The 15,735-nt window shown below is 65.2% G+C and carries 16 protein-coding genes and 1 pseudogene; 7 read left to right on the top strand and 10 right to left on the bottom strand.

What is annotated here, in order from left to right; all coding sequences use genetic code 11:
* Nucleotides 1-59: 59 nt before the first annotated feature.
* The 3 genes from QX073_RS25645 to QX073_RS25635 form a co-directional block, all read right to left on the bottom strand.
* A complete protein-coding gene (locus QX073_RS25645) occupies nucleotides 60-1,757 on the bottom strand; it encodes a response regulator (protein WP_315828054.1) in 1,698 nt (565 codons plus the stop codon).
* Nucleotides 1,747-3,273, bottom strand: coding sequence for an ATPase domain-containing protein (locus tag QX073_RS25640; RefSeq protein WP_315752100.1), 1,527 nt, complete (start codon nucleotides 3,271-3,273; stop codon nucleotides 1,747-1,749). Before QX073_RS25640 ends, QX073_RS25645 begins: the two co-directional genes overlap by 11 nt.
* Nucleotides 3,274-3,500: 227 nt before the next feature.
* Nucleotides 3,501-4,535: a YihY/virulence factor BrkB family protein gene (locus QX073_RS25635; protein WP_316226587.1), complete on the bottom strand. Its 1,035-nt coding sequence runs from the start codon at nucleotides 4,533-4,535 to the stop codon at nucleotides 3,501-3,503.
* Between the two features lie 358 nt (nucleotides 4,536-4,893).
* Between QX073_RS25635 and QX073_RS25630 the strand changes: the two genes are divergently transcribed.
* Both QX073_RS25630 and QX073_RS25625 read left to right on the top strand, forming a co-directional pair.
* The gene (locus QX073_RS25630; RefSeq protein WP_315715474.1) at nucleotides 4,894-5,139 is read left to right on the top strand and encodes a DUF3551 domain-containing protein; all 246 of its coding nucleotides are present in this window, start codon (nucleotides 4,894-4,896) and stop codon (nucleotides 5,137-5,139) included.
* Nucleotides 5,140-5,521: 382 nt separating this feature from the next.
* Entirely contained in the window at nucleotides 5,522-6,412 is an 891-nt protein-coding gene (locus tag QX073_RS25625; RefSeq protein ID WP_316226586.1) for a hypothetical protein, read from the top strand.
* 84 nt (nucleotides 6,413-6,496) lie between these two features.
* Here QX073_RS25625 and QX073_RS25620 read toward each other — a convergent pair whose 3' ends face one another.
* From QX073_RS25620 to QX073_RS25590, 7 genes and pseudogenes are all read right to left on the bottom strand, one after another.
* A complete protein-coding gene (locus QX073_RS25620) occupies nucleotides 6,497-6,973 on the bottom strand; it encodes a GNAT family N-acetyltransferase (RefSeq protein WP_316226655.1) in 477 nt (158 codons plus the stop codon).
* 55 nt (nucleotides 6,974-7,028) lie between these two features.
* A complete protein-coding gene (locus QX073_RS25615) occupies nucleotides 7,029-7,301 on the bottom strand; it encodes a hypothetical protein (protein WP_315715796.1) in 273 nt (90 codons plus the stop codon).
* Nucleotides 7,302-7,590: 289 nt separating this feature from the next.
* Nucleotides 7,591-8,121, bottom strand: a complete 531-nt coding sequence (locus QX073_RS25610) for a DUF4142 domain-containing protein (RefSeq protein WP_410052392.1) — start codon at nucleotides 8,119-8,121, stop codon at nucleotides 7,591-7,593.
* A gap of 194 nt (nucleotides 8,122-8,315) precedes the next feature.
* Nucleotides 8,316-9,989 carry an FAD-dependent oxidoreductase gene (locus QX073_RS25605; protein WP_316226585.1) on the bottom strand — a complete coding sequence of 558 codons (1,674 nt, stop codon included), beginning with the start codon at nucleotides 9,987-9,989 and terminating at the stop codon, nucleotides 8,316-8,318.
* 61 nt (nucleotides 9,990-10,050) lie between these two features.
* Entirely contained in the window at nucleotides 10,051-10,545 is a 495-nt protein-coding gene (locus QX073_RS25600) for a MarR family winged helix-turn-helix transcriptional regulator (protein ID WP_316171954.1), read from the bottom strand.
* A gap of 235 nt (nucleotides 10,546-10,780) precedes the next feature.
* Nucleotides 10,781-10,846, bottom strand: a pseudogene (locus QX073_RS25595) (adenosine-specific kinase); the annotation flags it as partial.
* 163 nt (nucleotides 10,847-11,009) lie between these two features.
* Complete coding sequence (locus tag QX073_RS25590) at nucleotides 11,010-11,255, bottom strand: HypC/HybG/HupF family hydrogenase formation chaperone (RefSeq protein WP_315715469.1); 246 nt, start codon at nucleotides 11,253-11,255, stop codon at nucleotides 11,010-11,012.
* Between the two features lie 131 nt (nucleotides 11,256-11,386).
* On the opposite strand from QX073_RS25590, the gene QX073_RS25585 reads away from it, so the two are divergent.
* From QX073_RS25585 to QX073_RS25565, 5 genes are read left to right on the top strand one after another with little or no spacing between them, the layout of a single operon-like run.
* Nucleotides 11,387-11,887 (top strand): HyaD/HybD family hydrogenase maturation endopeptidase, encoded by a 501-nt coding sequence (locus QX073_RS25585; RefSeq protein WP_316164219.1) that lies wholly within the window; start codon nucleotides 11,387-11,389, stop codon nucleotides 11,885-11,887.
* Complete coding sequence (locus QX073_RS25580; RefSeq protein ID WP_316174786.1) at nucleotides 11,877-12,296, top strand: hydrogenase expression/formation C-terminal domain-containing protein; 420 nt, start codon at nucleotides 11,877-11,879, stop codon at nucleotides 12,294-12,296. Before QX073_RS25585 ends, QX073_RS25580 begins: the two co-directional genes overlap by 11 nt.
* The gene (locus QX073_RS25575) at nucleotides 12,289-13,353 is read left to right on the top strand and encodes a hydrogenase small subunit (protein WP_316226584.1); all 1,065 of its coding nucleotides are present in this window, start codon (nucleotides 12,289-12,291) and stop codon (nucleotides 13,351-13,353) included. Before QX073_RS25580 ends, QX073_RS25575 begins: the two co-directional genes overlap by 8 nt.
* Nucleotides 13,350-14,009 carry a hypothetical protein gene (locus tag QX073_RS25570; protein WP_315828046.1) on the top strand — a complete coding sequence of 220 codons (660 nt, stop codon included), beginning with the start codon at nucleotides 13,350-13,352 and terminating at the stop codon, nucleotides 14,007-14,009. The genes QX073_RS25575 and QX073_RS25570 overlap by 4 nt, the downstream gene beginning before the upstream one ends.
* Entirely contained in the window at nucleotides 14,006-15,733 is a 1,728-nt protein-coding gene (locus tag QX073_RS25565) for a nickel-dependent hydrogenase large subunit (protein ID WP_315828045.1), read from the top strand. The genes QX073_RS25570 and QX073_RS25565 overlap by 4 nt, the downstream gene beginning before the upstream one ends.
* The last annotated feature ends 2 nt before the right edge of the window (nucleotides 15,734-15,735 follow it).

The raw sequence follows: 15,735 nt of genomic DNA, 5'->3' as shown, positions 1-15,735 counted from the left end.
GAACCGGAGAGGTCCGAGACCGCAGCTCGCTATCAGCAGCTCACCATCAGCCCCCCGCATCACGAGATGCGCGCCTGCGACCAGACGTGGTCCATCTTCACCGCATCGAGTGCGGTCGCCAGTTCGTCGATGCGATATGGCTTCGACAGGATGCGGACGCCCGCCTCCTTGGCGGCGTGAACGGCAGCGCCCGAATAGCCGCTGGTCAACAGGATCGGCATGTCGCCGCGCCGTTTCTGAATCTCGCGCGCCAGCTCGACACCGTTCATGCCCCCCGGCATCATGACGTCGGAGAACACGAGATCGACGGCTCGTCCGTCGGCCAGCGCACCGAGCGCCGCGGCCGCGCTGGAGGCGCGGGTCACCTCATAGCCGAGCTGGCGGAGCATCTCGCCGACGAGCGCAGCGACCTCATCGTCATCCTCGACCAGCAGCACGCGGCCTTCGTTGCGCTGGCGGGCCTGGGGCCGCTGCAGATCGATCAGATGGTGCGGCTCCCTGGACGCCGCGTGCTCGGACCTCGGAAGGTAGAGCGCAATCGTCGTCCCCTTGCCCGGCTCCGAGTCGATGCGGACGGTGCCGCGTGACTGGGTGACGAATCCATAGACCTGGGCCAGCCCGAGGCCGGACCCTTTGCCGACGTCCTTGGTCGTGAAGAACGGCTCGAACACCCGGACGCGAACCTCCTCCGTCATGCCGGTGCCGGTGTCGATCACCGACAGGCGGACGTAGTCGCCGGCGATCTGATCGTCTTGCACATTGCGGAGGTTCTCGGCCCGAACCACGATCGTGCCGCCGGTCGGCATCGCGTCGCGAGCGTTGACGGCGAGATTCAGCACGACGAGCTCGAGCTCGCCGGGGTCGACCTCGACTGGCCAGAGCGCCTCGGGGAAATCGAACTCGACGTGCACGTCGCCGCGCAGGCTGCGGTCAAGCAGCTCGCGCATGCCGCCGATCTGGCGGGCGATGTCGACCGGCTCGGGCCGCAGCTCCTGCCGGCGCGAGAACGCGAGCAACTGACGGGTCAGGCTGGCGCCGCGCTGCGCCGCCTGGATCATGCCGTCCATCAGGCGGCGACGCCGCGCCGGATCGCTCTGGCGGTCGAGCATGTCGAGCCCGCCGGAGATCACCATCAGCAGATTGTTGAAGTCGTGCGCGACGCCGCCGGTCAGCCGGCCGATGGCCTCGATCTTCTGCGTCTGGCGCAGGGTCTCCTCGACCCGCGCGCGCTCGGCCATCTCGATGCGAAGATGCTCGTTCGATTCCGCGAGCGCCCGCGTCCGCTCGACGACGAGTTGCTCGAGCTGCTGCGCCGCCTGCTCGCGCGCCTGGATGAGAGCGCGAATCTGGTATTGACGACGTCGCGCCCGCAGCGCGGACTGAACGGCGCTGGTGAGCGTGATCGGCTGGATCGGCCGTTCGAGCAGCGAGACATTGCGCAGCGCGCTTACCAGATTGCGCCGCCACGTGACGACGGCACTCTGCTCGCGGTGACTCGTGAGCACGATGAAGGGCAAATCGGACCAGGCCGGCTGCCGCTCGACCCATTGCGTGAGGGCGGCGGTGTCCTTTGCGAACAACCCTTCCTCGGCAACGAAGACCGTGCCCACGCCCGCGCTCAACTCACCGAGCAGCTGCGTGAGGTCAGAGCAGACGGTCGTCTCGATTCTTGCACTGCGGAGCAGCTCTGCCGATGCCGGCCCGTCCCGCCCGATCGGCGCGAAGACGAGGACGCGGTGATCTCGCTCAATGCCCATCCCGCACGTCCATGTCGGGGATATCCGTTCCGGTGAAGCGCGGATTGCCGGAAAATATTCCGCTGAATTCCCTGAGCGGCGGGCCGAGGGTGATGCCGGAGCTGCTCAGGCGAAACTCGCGGATGCTGTGCTCGTGGTGACCGCTGCGCTTCTTGACCACCGACAATGCGCGTCGCACCGCCCCTCCCACCTCGAAATAGCGCAGCATCAGCACGGCATCGCTGAGATAGCTGATGTCCAGCGGCGTATCCATCGGCCCGACCAGACCGTGCTGCGCGAGCACGAGGATGGTCAGCACACCCTGCTGGCCGAGATAGGTCAGCAGCTCATGCATCTGCAGGATGAGAAAGCGCTCGTCGGGCATCGCGTTGAGATAGCCGTTGAGACTGTCGATGACGATCAGGCGGGCGCCGTCCTGCTCGACGCTCTGCCGAACGATGGCGCCGAATTCGCCCGGCGACAGCTCGGCCGGGTCGACCTGCTGGAAATGGATGCGCCCGGATTCGATATGGCGTTCGAGCGGCAGGCCGAGCGTCCGGGCACGGGCTTCCACGGTGCCGCGGCCCTCGTCGAATGCGAAGAAGACCGCGTGCTCGCCGCGCTGGGCCGCCGCGATGGCGTAGATCAGCGCCACCGAGGATTTGCCGACACCGGCCCCACCGATGAGAAGCGCATTGGTGCCGCGCTCCAGCCCGCCGCCCAGGAGCTGATCGAGCTCGGCGTTGCCGCTCGAGGTGAAATCGCCGGCAAAGGATCGGTGATGCTCCGCGGCGACCAGGCGCGGAAAGATCCTGAGCCCGCCCGAGGCGATCGTGAAATCATGGAAGCCGCCCCGGAACGAGATGCCGCGCATCTTGATCACGCGCAACCGGCGGCGCTCCGCGCCATATTCGATCGCGAGCTGCTCCAGCATCACGACACCATGCGCGACCGAGTGGAGCTGCAGGTCGTCCTGCGAGGATGACAGGTCGTCGAGCAGGACGACGGTGCAGTTGCGCTTGGTGAAGAAGTGCTTCAGCGCGAGTACCTGGCGGCGATAGCGCAGCGGGCTCTGGGCCAGCAGCCGGAGCTCCGACAGGCTGTCGATCACAACACGGCTGGGATTGATGCGCTCGACCTCGTTGAACATCAGACCGGTGGTCTCGCTGAGCTCCACCTCCGCCGGATGGAACACGGTGAGCTCGCGCTCCGGGTCGAGCGTCGTTTCCGGCGGCACCAGCTCGAACATGTCGACGCCGGCAAGCGACCAGCCATGGCGCCGCGCCACGACCTCCAGCTCGCGCCGGGTTTCCGACAGCGTGATGTACAGCACGCGCTCGCCACAACTTGCGCCCTTGAGCAGGAACTGCAGCGCGATGGTGGTCTTCCCTGTGCCGGGACGGCCTTCATACAGATACAGGCGATTGGGATCGAAGCCGCCGCCGAGAATGTCGTCGAGGCCTTCACTTCCGGTGGAAATGCGCGGCAGATCCCTGGGCCCACCCTCGTCGCTTCCGCGAACAGGCTGCTCCGTCATGCATAAGCTCCGTCGTGACAATCGAGACGACGCCGCAGCGAACCCGACAATTCGGGGCTTCGCGACGACCCGATAGGAACACGGCGGATCCGCCTCGGGTTCCCCGGTTCCGTCTCAGGCGGGCGGTTCCACGAGGTCGCCGTGGCGCGGGCCCCGTGCGTTGCGATCCCCGTGCGGCATCTCGCACGGCCGAGCCGATCGCACCTGCATTCTCAACCGACGGCAGATCAGCTCCCACGGCCCACCGTGTCAGCCATCGTGGCGCCGCGCGTGCCAAGTGGCTGTGCGGCGCCGGTGGTGGTGTCGCGCAGGGTCTGATGCTCCAATTCGGCATCGAGCTCGGCACCAATCAGGATCACGATGGCGGAGATCCAGATCCAGGTCATGAAGCCGATGGCGGCGCCGAGCGAGCCGTAGGTCGCGTTGAAGCTGCCGAAATTCGCCGCATACCAGGAAAACAGCGCCGAGCCCGCGAGCCACAGCGCCGCCGCCAGCGCGCTGCCCCAACTGATCCAGCGCCATCTGGGCTCCTCGCGGTCCGGCCCGTAGCGATAGATCAGGGCCAGTCCGAGCGCGACGCAGATGAAGATCGCCGGCCAGCGGCCGATCCGCAGCGCCAGGTCGCCGGCCCCGGACATGCCGAGATAGTTCAGCAGCACCGGGAGCACGACGACGGCGCCGATCGCAAGCAGCGCGAACAGGATCGCGCCGCCGGTGAACAGCAGCGAAATCGCGTTCAGCTTGATGAAGCCGCGCCTCTCGGGCTCGCGATAGACGATGTTGAGCGTGTCGAACAGCGACTTCATCGCCGCATTGGCGCTCCACAGCGAGATCGCCAGGCTGACGAGGAAGGTGATGCCGAGCGCCTGACGACCGTTGGCAGAGACGCGCGTCAACTGGTCGCGCGCGATGTCGATGGCGCCGCCGGGCATCACGCCCTGCAACTGTTCCAGATGTCCGGTGATTTTGGCCGGATCGGAGAACAGGCCGTAGATTGCCACCAACGCGGCCAGCGCCGGAAAGATCGCCAGCAGGGTGTAGAACGTCATGCCTGCGGCGAGCGCGACGATCCTGTGCTCGGTGACGTTTTCATAGACCCGGAACAGGACGTCCTTCCAGCCGCGCGCGGGAAGCTCCGCGGGCGAACGCGCCAGCCGGCCGTGTCCAGCGCCGGACCGGCGCGCGCCTCCCGAGCCTTCCGTCTGTTCGGGCCGCTGATCGAAATAGTGGATCAGGAACGCGAACCCGAGCAGAGCCAGCATCCCGCCGGTGCCAGGTGCGCGCGGGCGGCTCGCGAAAACGCTCGAAGAGTCGCGATGTGCGGCGTCTGACGTCTTGGATCGGCGAAACATGGGATCGGTCCATCACCAGCGGCCAAAAGCAACCGGAGCGGTGGACGAATGTTCCGGCATCACGCCATGACGCGCGTTGCCAAGCTCCGCAACGGTGGGCTCCTCCGATCTTCAAAAGGCCAACTCGGGCAAGCGCCAACATGCAGACAATTTCGTCGGCCTGTGAACGCGTCGCAGCGCCGCCGACACAAAACAGTTGATGTTGCGCGAGGAACGGGCCTGCGCCCCCTCGCGTTGCAACGGTACTTTTCAACGCAAGGATAAACGCATGCGCCGCCTGTTATTTGCCTCGCTGTCTGCCACCGCCGTCCTCGCGAGCTTCGCCGCGATCTCACCAGCTTCCGCCGCGCAAGACCGCTTCTGCCTGCAGGGCAGGATGTGGGGCTATCCGGGCAACTGTCAGTTCTCCACCTATCGTCAGTGCCAGGCGGCGGCCTCGGGGACCGATGCGGGCTGCGGCATCAACCCCGCTTACGCCTATGCCCGGCAGCGCGGCTACGACCCGCGCTATTGACTGCGGGTCATTGCGTCAGCCCTCGCGCGGGGAATGAGCCGCGCGATCCATCCAAACCTGGCAACAATTGAAACATGGCTGGCGGCGACATCTCTGGCCGCCACGCCCCCTGGCCCTGCTCTATTGCATCGCGCAACGGCACCATGATCCTTTGGCTCATGATCCGTTAGCTGTTGCGGCAAGTCCCATCTGAGGCCGGCGGCCACGCGTTCTCTCCTCCTCCGCTGATACGTGCACGGAACATTGCGCCTCGCTGTTGCTTATACGGCGACCAATGTCGAACCGGAGGAGGACCATCATGGACGGACTGATTTATCTCGTGGGATTGATCGTGGTCATCATGGCCGTTCTGTCGTTCTTCGGTCTGCGCTGAGACGACATCATGGCCATGGAAACTGCGCCGGTCGTCACATCACCCCTTTCAAGCGCGACGGCCGATAGCTGGACCCTGCAATGGACGCCGGTCGTTGCAGGAGCCCTAACCGCCGCCGCGGTCTCTTCGATCCTGATCAGCTTTGCCATGTCGGTCGGCCTCGGTGTCAGCTCCAGCGCGCCGACATGGCGCGACGCCTCGGTGGCGCTCTGGCTCCTGTCCGGCCTCTATCTGGTGCTGCAGGCGCTGATCAGCTTCGGCTGCGGCGGCTACATGGCGGGTCGCTTGCGCGCAACGCACGGGCTTGCCGAAAGCGAAGAGATCGAAAAGCGCGACGGCCTGCATGGCGTCTCAGCCTGGGCGCTGGCAGTCGTGCTCGGCGCTACCCTGGCCGTGCTCGGCGCGTCCGCGGCGACGCGGACCAATCCGCTGACTGCGCCGGCGACGGCCAATGAACCATCGATCCTGAGCTATGAGCTCGACCATCTGTTCCGCGCGCCCCGGCGAGCACCCAGCCCGGATCTCGCCCCCGCACGCGGCGAGGCCGGCCGCATCCTGCTCACGGCGTCGAGCCACAATGGCGTCAGCCCGGAGGATCGCAGCTATCTCGTGCAGCTCGTCAGCGGCACGACCGGTCTCGCTGCTCCCGATGCCGAGCGGCGGGTGGACAGCGTGATCGCAGAAGCCAAGACCGCGATCTCGCGCACGCGCGCCGGCACCGTCATCCTGGCGTTCTCGGTGGCCACCGCGCTGCTGCTCGGCGCCGTCGCCGCCTGGGCGGCTGCGGAGAGCGGTGGCCGTCACCGCGACGGCAAGCCTGTCACCGGATGGATGCTGCACGCCAACCGCTTCAGCCGGCGGCGCGACATGTGGCGGCGGCCGATGTCGATGCCGGAATAGAGCACGTCAAGAACAGCGAGCGGCCCGGCCCATCGCCGGGCCGCTACGCATTGTACCCCCCGCCGCGAAAGACGCGCGCGCAATTCAGGCGAGCCGCAGGATCATCAGGTTCGCGTCGCTGCCATAGCTGCCGGTCGGATCCGCGGCGGCTGCCTTGTCGACCGCAAATCCTTGCCTCTCCCAGAATGGCGTCGAGCCGTTGACGGCGATCAGCGACAGCGACTCCAGGCCGAGCGCACGCGCGTGTCGGATCAGTTCCTCGACGATCACGGTCGCCGAGCCGCTGCCGCGAACCCCGGGCAGCAAAGCGAGATCGTGGATGTAGTAGGTCGATGCAGCCGACGGAATGCTTCCGATCAGCCGGTTCAAGGCCGGCGGCCGGCCGAGATGCCAGGGATGGCTGAGCACATAGCCGGCGATGCCGGCGCCGGTCCCACGCAGCACGCGGCATCCATCAGGGTGGAGACGCAGGCGCTCCGCGAAAACACTCTTGTCCTCGGGATAGTCCGGGTGCACGCGGGCTGCGATCCCATCGACGTCAGCAAGATCGCTTGGCGCCATGGCACGCCAACTCATGCGGCCCGCACCGGCCCGGTTCGTCCCCACTCGCCCTTGCTCACTTGGCAAGCGCCAGCCAGCGCTCGCTGGCCGACAGCGCCGTCGGCCACAACGCCTCCGTCGGCTGCCCGCGATGCAGTGCCTTGCCGACCTCGCAGATCGACATGAAGGCCGCGGAGCGCGCCTCCTCCACCTCGAGCGGCTGCTCCGCGCTCGGGCTGCGGACGAGGCCCATCAGGCCGTTCAACGTCTGCAGTGCCGCTTCCGGCGGGCTCGCTTCCGCCGCCCTCAGCGCAGCCACGATCTGCTGCGCCTTTTCCGATTCGGTCATCACGTCAGTCATCGTCTTATCGCTTGCCCGTGCCTCATGGGAGAACGCTAGCAGCCGGACGAAGGTCGGGCAATGCTCGGGCAGACGGCACTCCGATGCCGAACGCGCAATGCCGACGTGCGATTTTCCGCCGGTCCCGGCTCGGCCATCTTGCGAGGCTGCTTCGCCAGCGTCTCAGCCAGCGTTGCATTGGCCTCGTGGTCGGCAAAACTTGTTCTTCAGATGGCGCGATCATTGGCGATCACGACGCCCGGACGAAGCTGAGGCATCGTGGTCGCTCTGGCCCATGTCATTTCGCCAATGATTTCGCCATGTCGAGGTGCTTCTGCAGCACCGGCACGGTCTGCTGGGCGAAGTCCGACAGCGGTGAGTTTGCCGCGGCCTGCTTCTGATACTTCTTGATATCCTCCTGGTGATCGCGAACCATCGCCTGCGCGAACGCCTGGTCGAACCGACCGCCGGACATGCCTTCCAACCGGTTGTAGATGGCCTTCTGCTTCTTGCTCGGCTCGGACGGCACCTTCATCCCGTTCTGGCTCGCAAGCTGCTGCGCCTTCTGCAGATGCTCGCCATGGTCCTGCTGCAAGGCCTGCCCGAACTGCTTGACCTGATCGCTCTGCCCCTTCTGCTGCGCCAGCTTGCCCATGTTCACCTCGGACATGTCGCCCTCGATCGCCTCGGTCATGAAATGCCGATCCTTGGCGGGCGACTGACCTTTCGGAGCGGCGACGGCGCCGCCGGCCACCAACACGGTCACGGCAGAGGCGGCCATGGCAATTCGGATCGCTTTCGTCTGATGGTTGTGGATCATCCTGCTCATCGTTGATCTCCGAGGGGTTGGCTCCTGATCGTCCCGACGGCAAGAGCCTCGCCCGACGATCGTTCCTAAGCCCCGCGTGGCTGCCCTGCAGAATGCGTCCGCGCGCAACTACGCGGCGGGTTCCAAATGCTGCGGCACGCCCCCGCAGCACGACGTCGATGACTTCTCGGTATCGGACCCGCGCCAGACAGCTCTCAGTGAGTGCGTGCATCCCCTCCGAGCGCCCGAGCCAGCACGCGTCGAAGCAGGCCGGCCTGCGCCGCGCTCCCGCGCCACGCCACGATCTGATCGGGACGGATCAACGCGAGGTCGGCCTCGTAGAGATCGCGCAGGGCCCGCGGCAAGGTGACGATCTCGACGTCGGCACGCAGCGGCCCCATGGCCTCACGTAGTTGATCCTCATCGAGGTCGCTGCCCTCACACCGCAGCAGCGTCCATTCGAAGCCGAAGCGGTCGTACAGCGAGATACCTCGCTCCAGCCAGGCGTGCGGCGCGCGGCCGCCGGGACAGGCGCTCCGCACGTAGGCGTTGGCCGCATCCGGCGGCGGCCGGGTGCCATCGGGGACGATGATCGGTGAGCCATCATAGCGGCCGCCGAAGGTGACGCCGGGGATGTTGAACTCGGCGCGCGCATGCTGATCGAGATAGGCGCTGGCGATGCGCCGTGCCTCGTCGCCGGCCGCGGTCGCGTCCTCGATCTCGGGCACCGCGGCAAACAGGCCGAGCGAATCCGCAAAGCCGCGCGCGTAGTCGGTGTTGCGCAGCGCCACCGGACGGCGCTCGGCCTCGTAGCTGTCGAGCAGCGAGACGGGGCTCGTTCCCTTGACGACGCTCGCGAGCTTCCAGCCCAGATTGACCGCGTCCTCGATCGCGGTGTTGTAGCCGAGTCCGCCGGTCGGCGTGAACAGATGCGCCGCATCGCCGCCAAGGAAGACCCGGCCGCGCTGCAGGCGCTCGGCGACCAGCGCATGACCCGCGGTCCAGGTGAGGTGCGAAAGCACCTCGCAGGAAATGGGCGCACCGCAGGCGCGCTGGAACGCTGTCCTAGCATCATCGGCAGTGATCGCGCTTTCGTCCTCGCCGGGCCGCAGCTGGGTGTGGAAGGCAAACTCGTCGCGTCCGTTCACTGCGGCCATGAAGGCGCGGCGGTCTCGATTGAAGCAGACATACATCCAGGCCCGCGCATGCGGGACACTGGCGTAGAACTCCGGCGAGCGGAGATAGACCGCGAGCATGCGGCCGCCCATGAAATCGCGCCGTATTCCCGTCGTTCCGCCGTAGGAGATCCCGAGCGATTGTCGTACCGGGGAGCGCGGACCGTCGGCGCCGATCAGGAATTCAGCCGCGACCTCGCAGCGCGCGCCGTCGCTGACACGCTCGACGTCGGCGGCAATGCCGCCGTCATCCGCGACGTAGCCGATCAACCGATGTCCGTAGCGCAACTGAATGCCCGCAAGCTGCGCCGCGTGCCTACGCAGGATCGCCTCGACGAATTTCTGCGACACCCGGTGCGGCAGCTCTGCTGCGCTCCACGAGCCGGACAGACCCTTCACCAGTTCCGTCGCGCGTGCTGCGGACGGCAATTGAAAACGTGCCAGCTCATGCGCCGTGTAGCGCGTGAAATAGGCGACGTCGGTCGGGTAATCCGCGGGCAGGCCGGCGCGCCGGACCTCGTCGGCGAAGCCGAGCCGGCGGAAATGCTCCATCGTCCGCGCCTGCGTCGCGTTGGCCTGCGGGTTGAAGGCCGTTCCCGGCTTCTCGTCGACCAGGATTGCGGACACGCCGCGGCGGCCAAGCTCGTTGGCCAGCATCAGCCCGCACGGACCGCCGCCCACGATCAGCACCGAGGCGCTCAGACGTTCGATCACGGCGCTTCTCCTCGCAACGGAGGAAGGCTACCGCGCCCGGCAAAATAGTCAAGCAACCTGACTATCTGGTGTCGTCGAGCGTATCGAAGCGGGCGCCGTAGGCCGACAGCCCTTGCAGGATCGCGTCCATCACGGCCTTGCCGAGCTCCTTGCGCATCTCGGCTTCGGCCACGTCGACGGCGTCGCCGAACGCCTCCAGCCATTTCAGTCCGGCCGGCGTGAAGCGGACCAGTCGGGCGCGCCGGTCGCTCGGATCGGCCTCGCGCGACACCAGACCCAGCTCGACGCATTGATCGACCAGCTCGCCCATCGCCTGCTTGCTCATCGAGGCCCGCCGCGCGAGCTCGGTAAGCCGGGTGCCCTCGACATCGAGATTGCGGGTGAGGCTGACATGGGCGATCCGCGTCCCGCCGTGGCCGCCCTCGGCCATCAATTGGAGAACCCGGGATTCGAACCGGCGCACCGCATTGTTGAGCAGCCGGCCGACATTGGCGTGCCGCCATGCTGTTCCGGTTCGTCGCGCAAGCGGCGCCTCGCGTGGAGATCGCGCTGTCATGTGGAAAACACCTCGTCGAATCCGGCTACGCTGGGCCAGGGTAGCAAGCGCACGCTCGTTTCACCCGATTCGCGGCGATTCGTTGCGGCGTTTCGTAAGAGCAGCTCCAACTTTTCCGATGATCTCGGCTTGAGGGCATACGCTCGCGAAGCCACCCTGAGAACAAAGTCGTTCAAGATGGCCGGCCTGGCTGTCTGCTTCTGAAATCGATCGATGCTTCGTCATTACCTGATCAGCGCACCAGCCGCTTGCCTGAGGCCTCGCAGAAGGCCAGCCCGAAGCGGATGCCCTGAACCGCGCCGCGACGATCGAGGCCAACGGTCCGCAGAGTCCATGCCGTCGTGACATGCAAATGCACGTCGTCGTGCTTCGGAGCGAAGCGCCCGATCGAACAGCGCGGCTTCGATCGCCGACGGCGTCCCCTTACGTTAGTCCGGCTGACGCAGGCGGCCCGCATGGCGCGTTCATGCATTGCCGCGCAGTGCGTCTTCCGCCGCAAGCAGTTCGTCGAAGAGATCCCATGCACTCGACGCTTCGGCTTCTGACATCTTCCGGATGGCGTAACCGACATGAACCACGACGTGATCGCCGGGATCGATCGTTTCATGCTGAAGCAAAAACAGACTCACCATGCGCTCGATGCCTTTGGCCTCGCATCGCGCCATGACTCCGTCACACTCCACGACCCGCATCGGGATGCCAAGGCACATGTCGGTTCCACGCAATTACTTGGATGCTAAATCATAGCCCGCTCGATGAACTCGATTTGACGTGGATCAAGATAAGAGCATCATATTCGCTGCATAGAATATGAGGCGCCTGATCTCGCAGGAGTTCTCCTATGCGGACGCATGTCGCGGCGACCCACACGCTGGTGCTCGGAATCGGCAATATCCTGCTGAGCGATGACGGCATTGGCGTGCACGTCATTCGGGCCCTCGATGCACTGGAATGCACGGGCGAGATACCGCATCGTGTTGCTCTGCGGGATGGCGGGACGCTCGGGCTGTCCCTGTTTTCGGAGATCGAAGATTTCGGCTCGCTCATCGCCGTGGACGCCGTGGAACTGGGCGCGAAGCCCGGCACCGTAAGGATCTTTCAAGGTCCGGAGATGGACCGGCAGCTGACGGGAAAGAAGCGGACGGCTCATGAGGTCGCGCTTGCCGACCTGATGTCGGCGGCGCGGCTGACCGGCTGCGAGCCGGCGCGTCGGGCGCTCGTCGCGGTTCAACCCGAATCCACGCAATGGGGCCTGTCGCTGACGCCCGCGGTTGGCGCGGCCATTCCCACCGCATGTCAGCAGATCAAAGCGCTACTCAGCAGGTGGCACCATGACAGTTGAAGCGGATGCCGCAGCGGGGTTCCGCACCGGGATGATCGACAGCCTGCTCCGCGAGATCGCCCATCACCTCGATGTGCTTGCCAATACCGGCGCTTGCGCGGCGATCGATCTGTGCAGCCTGCCTCTCACGGTTGCGGACCGCAGCGAATTGGAGGAGCGGTTGGGCCACGGTGACCTGGAGGCCGTTTTGACCGCAGCCGGCATCAGCGAAATCTGGGAGACGCGCTATGCCGGCGTGTGGTGGGTTCGCCACCTGGGCGCCGGGGACAAGCTCGCCGCCGAACGCATCGAAATCACGGCGTCCCCGGAGATCCTGACAAGCCATGCGGCCGACATCGCTGCGGCCAGCAACAAACTGTCTGAAGATCTGATCGACCGCGTCTCTTCAGAGGATGCCGAAGATGCATGAAACCGAGACAATCGGCGAGCTCTTGACGCGCCGGGGCGTCTCCCGCCGCGCCCTGCTGAAATACACGACCTATCTTGCCAGCCTTCTGGCGTTGCCCCCGATGGCCGCGAAGGGCATGGCGGAGGCGTTGGCGAATACGCGGCGCCAATCCGTGATCTGGCTCTCGTTTCAGGAATGCACGGGCTGTACGGAATCGCTGACGCGTTCTTTCGGTCCAACCATCGAGGACATGATCTTCAATCTCATCTCGCTCGACTATCACGAAACGCTCATGGCGGTGTCGGGTGCTGCCGCGGAAGCGGCCCGTCTCGCTGCCATGAAGGAGAACAAGGGCAAATATGTCGTCGTGGTCGACGGCTCCGTTTCGACGAGAGATGGCGGGGTCTACTCCACCAACGCCGGCAAGACCAACCTCGAGGTGCTGAAGGAGACGGCCGCAGATGCAGCCGCGGTGATCTCCGTCGGGACCTGCGCGGCCTTTGGCGGCATTCCGCACGCAAATCCCAACCCCACCGGCGCAGTTCCTGTCAGCGACATCATCACCGACAAACCGGTGATCAATGTCTCCGGTTGCCCGCCCATTCCGGAAGCCATCGCTGGCACGGTTGCGTATTTCGTGACTTTCAACAAGCTTCCCGAGCTCGACGACAAGGGCAGGCCGAAAGCGTTTTTCGGCGATACGATTCATGACCGCTGCTATCGCCGACCGTTCTACGACAAGGGGCAGTTCGCCAAGCAGTTCGACGATGAGGGAGCACGCAAGGGCTGGTGCCTCTATGAAGTCGGTTGCAAGGGGCCCGTGACTTACAATGCGTGCGCGACCGTGAAATGGAATGGTGGCGTCTCCTTCCCGATCCAGTCCGGACACGGCTGTCTGGGGTGTTCCGAACCGAATTTCTGGGATCGCGGCAGCTTCTACCAGCCGCTTTCCTCAAACACGTTGAATGATCCGGAGATCATCGGCGGCGCCGCAGCTGCTGGCGCGGCGGTCGGGATTGCCAGCGCATGGCTGGCGCGCCGGCGCAAACAACGAGCGGAGAGGGAGACCCAGCCATGAGCCTGCTGGATTTCGTGCGCGGGCCCGCGATCGAGATTGCAATCGCGATATTCGTGGGCGGCGTGGTGTGGCGGCTCGCGTCACTGTTGCTCCTGCCCTGGACCAACGACAGATCGGCGAAGCGAGCCGGTGCACCGCATGCGGTGGTTGGCGCGTTCCGGGGCTTCGTGCGTCACCTATGGCCCGCGAACACCCATCTGCGCGCGTCGCTGTTCAGCACGGTGAACGGCTATGTCTTTCACGTCGGCCTTGCCATCGTCGTGTTCGGACTGGCGCAGCACATTCTATTCCTGCGCGGATTGTTCGGCTTTTCATGGCCGAATTTGCCCACCGGCGTGATCTCGGCCGCGTCGGTGCTCACGCTCGCGTCGCTCCTGGCTGCGCTGGCGCGGCGGATGACGAATCCCGTCTTAAGACTGCTTTCGACGCTTGACGACTACTTCAGCTGGCTGGTGACGTTCCTTCCGGTCGTGACAGGGCTGATCGCTGTGAGCCACCTGTGGGCGCCGTATGAAACGCTCTTGTCCGTGCACATCCTGACCGTGTGCCTGTTCCTGATCTGGTTCCCGTTCGGCAAGCTCATGCATGCCTTCCTCGTCTTCCTGACCAGAAGCGAGACCGGGATCTTCTACAGCCGCCGGGGAGTTGAGATATGAACCAGCGCATCGTGGTCGATCCCATCACGCGCATCGAAGGGCACCTGCGGATCGAGGCGGAAACAGATCCCCAGGGCGCCATCACCGGTGCGTACAGTTCCGGCACGATGGTGCGCGGCATCGAACTGATCCTCAAAGGACGCGATCCGCGCGAGGCCTGGGCTTTCGCGCAGCGAATATGCGGCGTGTGCACGCTGGTCCACGGCATCGCCAGCGTCCGTGCCGTGGAGAATGCGCTGGGATACGCCATTCCGCCGAACGCGCAACTCATCCGCAACCTGATGATTGCCGCACAATATGTGCACGACCATGTCATGCACTTCTATCATCTGCACGCGCTCGACTGGGTCGACGTGGTGTCGGCGTTGAAGGCCGATCCGGCGGCGACGTCGCAACTGGCGCAATCGATCTCGAGCTTTCCGAAGTCGAGCCCGGGCTATTTCGCAGACACGCAGAAGAGACTGAAAGCCTTCGTCGAAGGCGGCCAGCTCGGCATCTTTGCAGGTGGATTCTGGGGACATCCCGGATTCAAGCTGCCGGCCGAAGCAAACCTGATGGCGGTCGCGCACTATTTGGAAGCGCTCGCCTGGCAGCGCGAGGTGGTGCAGCTCCATACCGTCTTCGGCGGCAAGAATCCGCATCCGAATTTCCTGGTCGGCGGCGCCCCGTCGGCGATCAGCCTGAACACCGGCGGCACCGCCATCGGCATCGACGGTCTGCAGACGGTGAAGACCGTGATCGGCCGAATGAAGGATTTTGTCGAGCAGGTCTATCTGCCGGACACGCTGGCCATCGCATCCTTCTACAAGGACTGGTTCGCGCGCGGCGAAGGCGTGGGCAACTTCCTGACCTACGGCGACTTTCCCGAAAAGGGCATGGACGACCCGGCCAGTTGGCTGATCCCGGCGGGCGCCATCCTCAATCGCGACCTGACCACGATCCATCCCGTCGACATGAACAATTCGGAGGAAATCCAGGAGTTCGTCTCCCATTCCTGGTACGACTATGCAACCGGCAAGGACAAAGGCCTGCATCCTTACGAGGGCGAGACCAATCTGCATTACAGCGGTCCCAAGCCTCCCTTCGAGCAGCTCGATGTCGGTGCGAGCTATTCCTGGCTGAAGGCGCCTCGCTGGAAGGGCCATGTCATGGAGGTCGGCCCGCTCGCGCGCGTGCTGATGCTCCATGCCAAAGGTCACGAGCCGACGCGCGAACTGGCCGGCTACGCGCTGGGCAAGCTCGAACTGCCGCTGACGGCGATGTTCTCGACCATGGGACGCACTGCGGCGCGCGCCCTGGAAAGCAAGATCGTCGTCGACCAGATGTCGACCTGGTACGACCGTCTTCTTTCCAACATCCGCGCGGGTGATCTGAACGTTCACAATTCGAACAAGTGGGATCCCTCAACCTGGCCCACCGAAGCCAAGGGTGTCGGCTTCATGGAAGCGCCGCGTGGGGCGCTGGCGCATTGGGTGGTGATCAAGAACAAGCGCATCGATAATTATCAGGCCGTGGTGCCCTCGACCTGGAACGCGGGACCGCGTGATTCCAAGGGCCAGCCCGGACCTTACGAAGCGGCATTGATGGATCGCCACACACTCCACGATCCTCGGCAGCCGCTCGAGATCCAGCGCACGATACACAGCTTCGATCCGTGCATTGCGTGCGCGGTGCATGTGATCGATCCGGAAGGCGAAGAGCTGATACAATTGCGGGTGAGGTAAGG

Origin of the sequence: Bradyrhizobium sp. SZCCHNS3052 (assembly GCF_032484495.1) — a bacterium.
Classification (GTDB): domain Bacteria; phylum Pseudomonadota; class Alphaproteobacteria; order Rhizobiales; family Xanthobacteraceae; genus Bradyrhizobium.
Note: the sequence above shows the minus strand (reverse complement) of the source record. Positions and strands in the feature narration are given on the sequence as shown.

Bases quoted from the DNA above. Each gene is read 5' to 3' on its own strand.
- QX073_RS25645 (WP_315828054.1), bottom strand. From the start codon at position 1,757: ATGGGCATTGAGCGAGATCACCGCGTCCTCGTCTTCGCGCCGATCGGG.
- QX073_RS25640 (WP_315752100.1), bottom strand. From the start codon at position 3,273: ATGACGGAGCAGCCTGTTCGCGGAAGCGACGAGGGTGGGCCCAGGGAT.
- QX073_RS25635 (WP_316226587.1), bottom strand. From the start codon at position 4,535: ATGCTGGCTCTGCTCGGGTTCGCGTTCCTGATCCACTATTTCGATCAG.
- QX073_RS25630 (WP_315715474.1), top strand. From the start codon at position 4,894: ATGCGCCGCCTGTTATTTGCCTCGCTGTCTGCCACCGCCGTCCTCGCG.
- QX073_RS25625 (WP_316226586.1), top strand. From the start codon at position 5,522: ATGGCCATGGAAACTGCGCCGGTCGTCACATCACCCCTTTCAAGCGCG.
- QX073_RS25620 (WP_316226655.1), bottom strand. From the start codon at position 6,973: ATGGCGCCAAGCGATCTTGCTGACGTCGATGGGATCGCAGCCCGCGTG.
- QX073_RS25615 (WP_315715796.1), bottom strand. From the start codon at position 7,301: ATGACCGAATCGGAAAAGGCGCAGCAGATCGTGGCTGCGCTGAGGGCG.
- QX073_RS25610 (WP_410052392.1), bottom strand. From the start codon at position 8,121: ATGAGCAGGATGATCCACAACCATCAGACGAAAGCGATCCGAATTGCC.
- QX073_RS25600 (WP_316171954.1), bottom strand. From the start codon at position 10,545: ATGACAGCGCGATCTCCACGCGAGGCGCCGCTTGCGCGACGAACCGGA.
- QX073_RS25590 (WP_315715469.1), bottom strand. From the start codon at position 11,255: ATGTGCCTTGGCATCCCGATGCGGGTCGTGGAGTGTGACGGAGTCATG.
- QX073_RS25585 (WP_316164219.1), top strand. From the start codon at position 11,387: ATGCGGACGCATGTCGCGGCGACCCACACGCTGGTGCTCGGAATCGGC.
- QX073_RS25580 (WP_316174786.1), top strand. From the start codon at position 11,877: ATGACAGTTGAAGCGGATGCCGCAGCGGGGTTCCGCACCGGGATGATC.
- QX073_RS25575 (WP_316226584.1), top strand. From the start codon at position 12,289: ATGCATGAAACCGAGACAATCGGCGAGCTCTTGACGCGCCGGGGCGTC.
- QX073_RS25570 (WP_315828046.1), top strand. From the start codon at position 13,350: ATGAGCCTGCTGGATTTCGTGCGCGGGCCCGCGATCGAGATTGCAATC.
- QX073_RS25565 (WP_315828045.1), top strand. From the start codon at position 14,006: ATGAACCAGCGCATCGTGGTCGATCCCATCACGCGCATCGAAGGGCAC.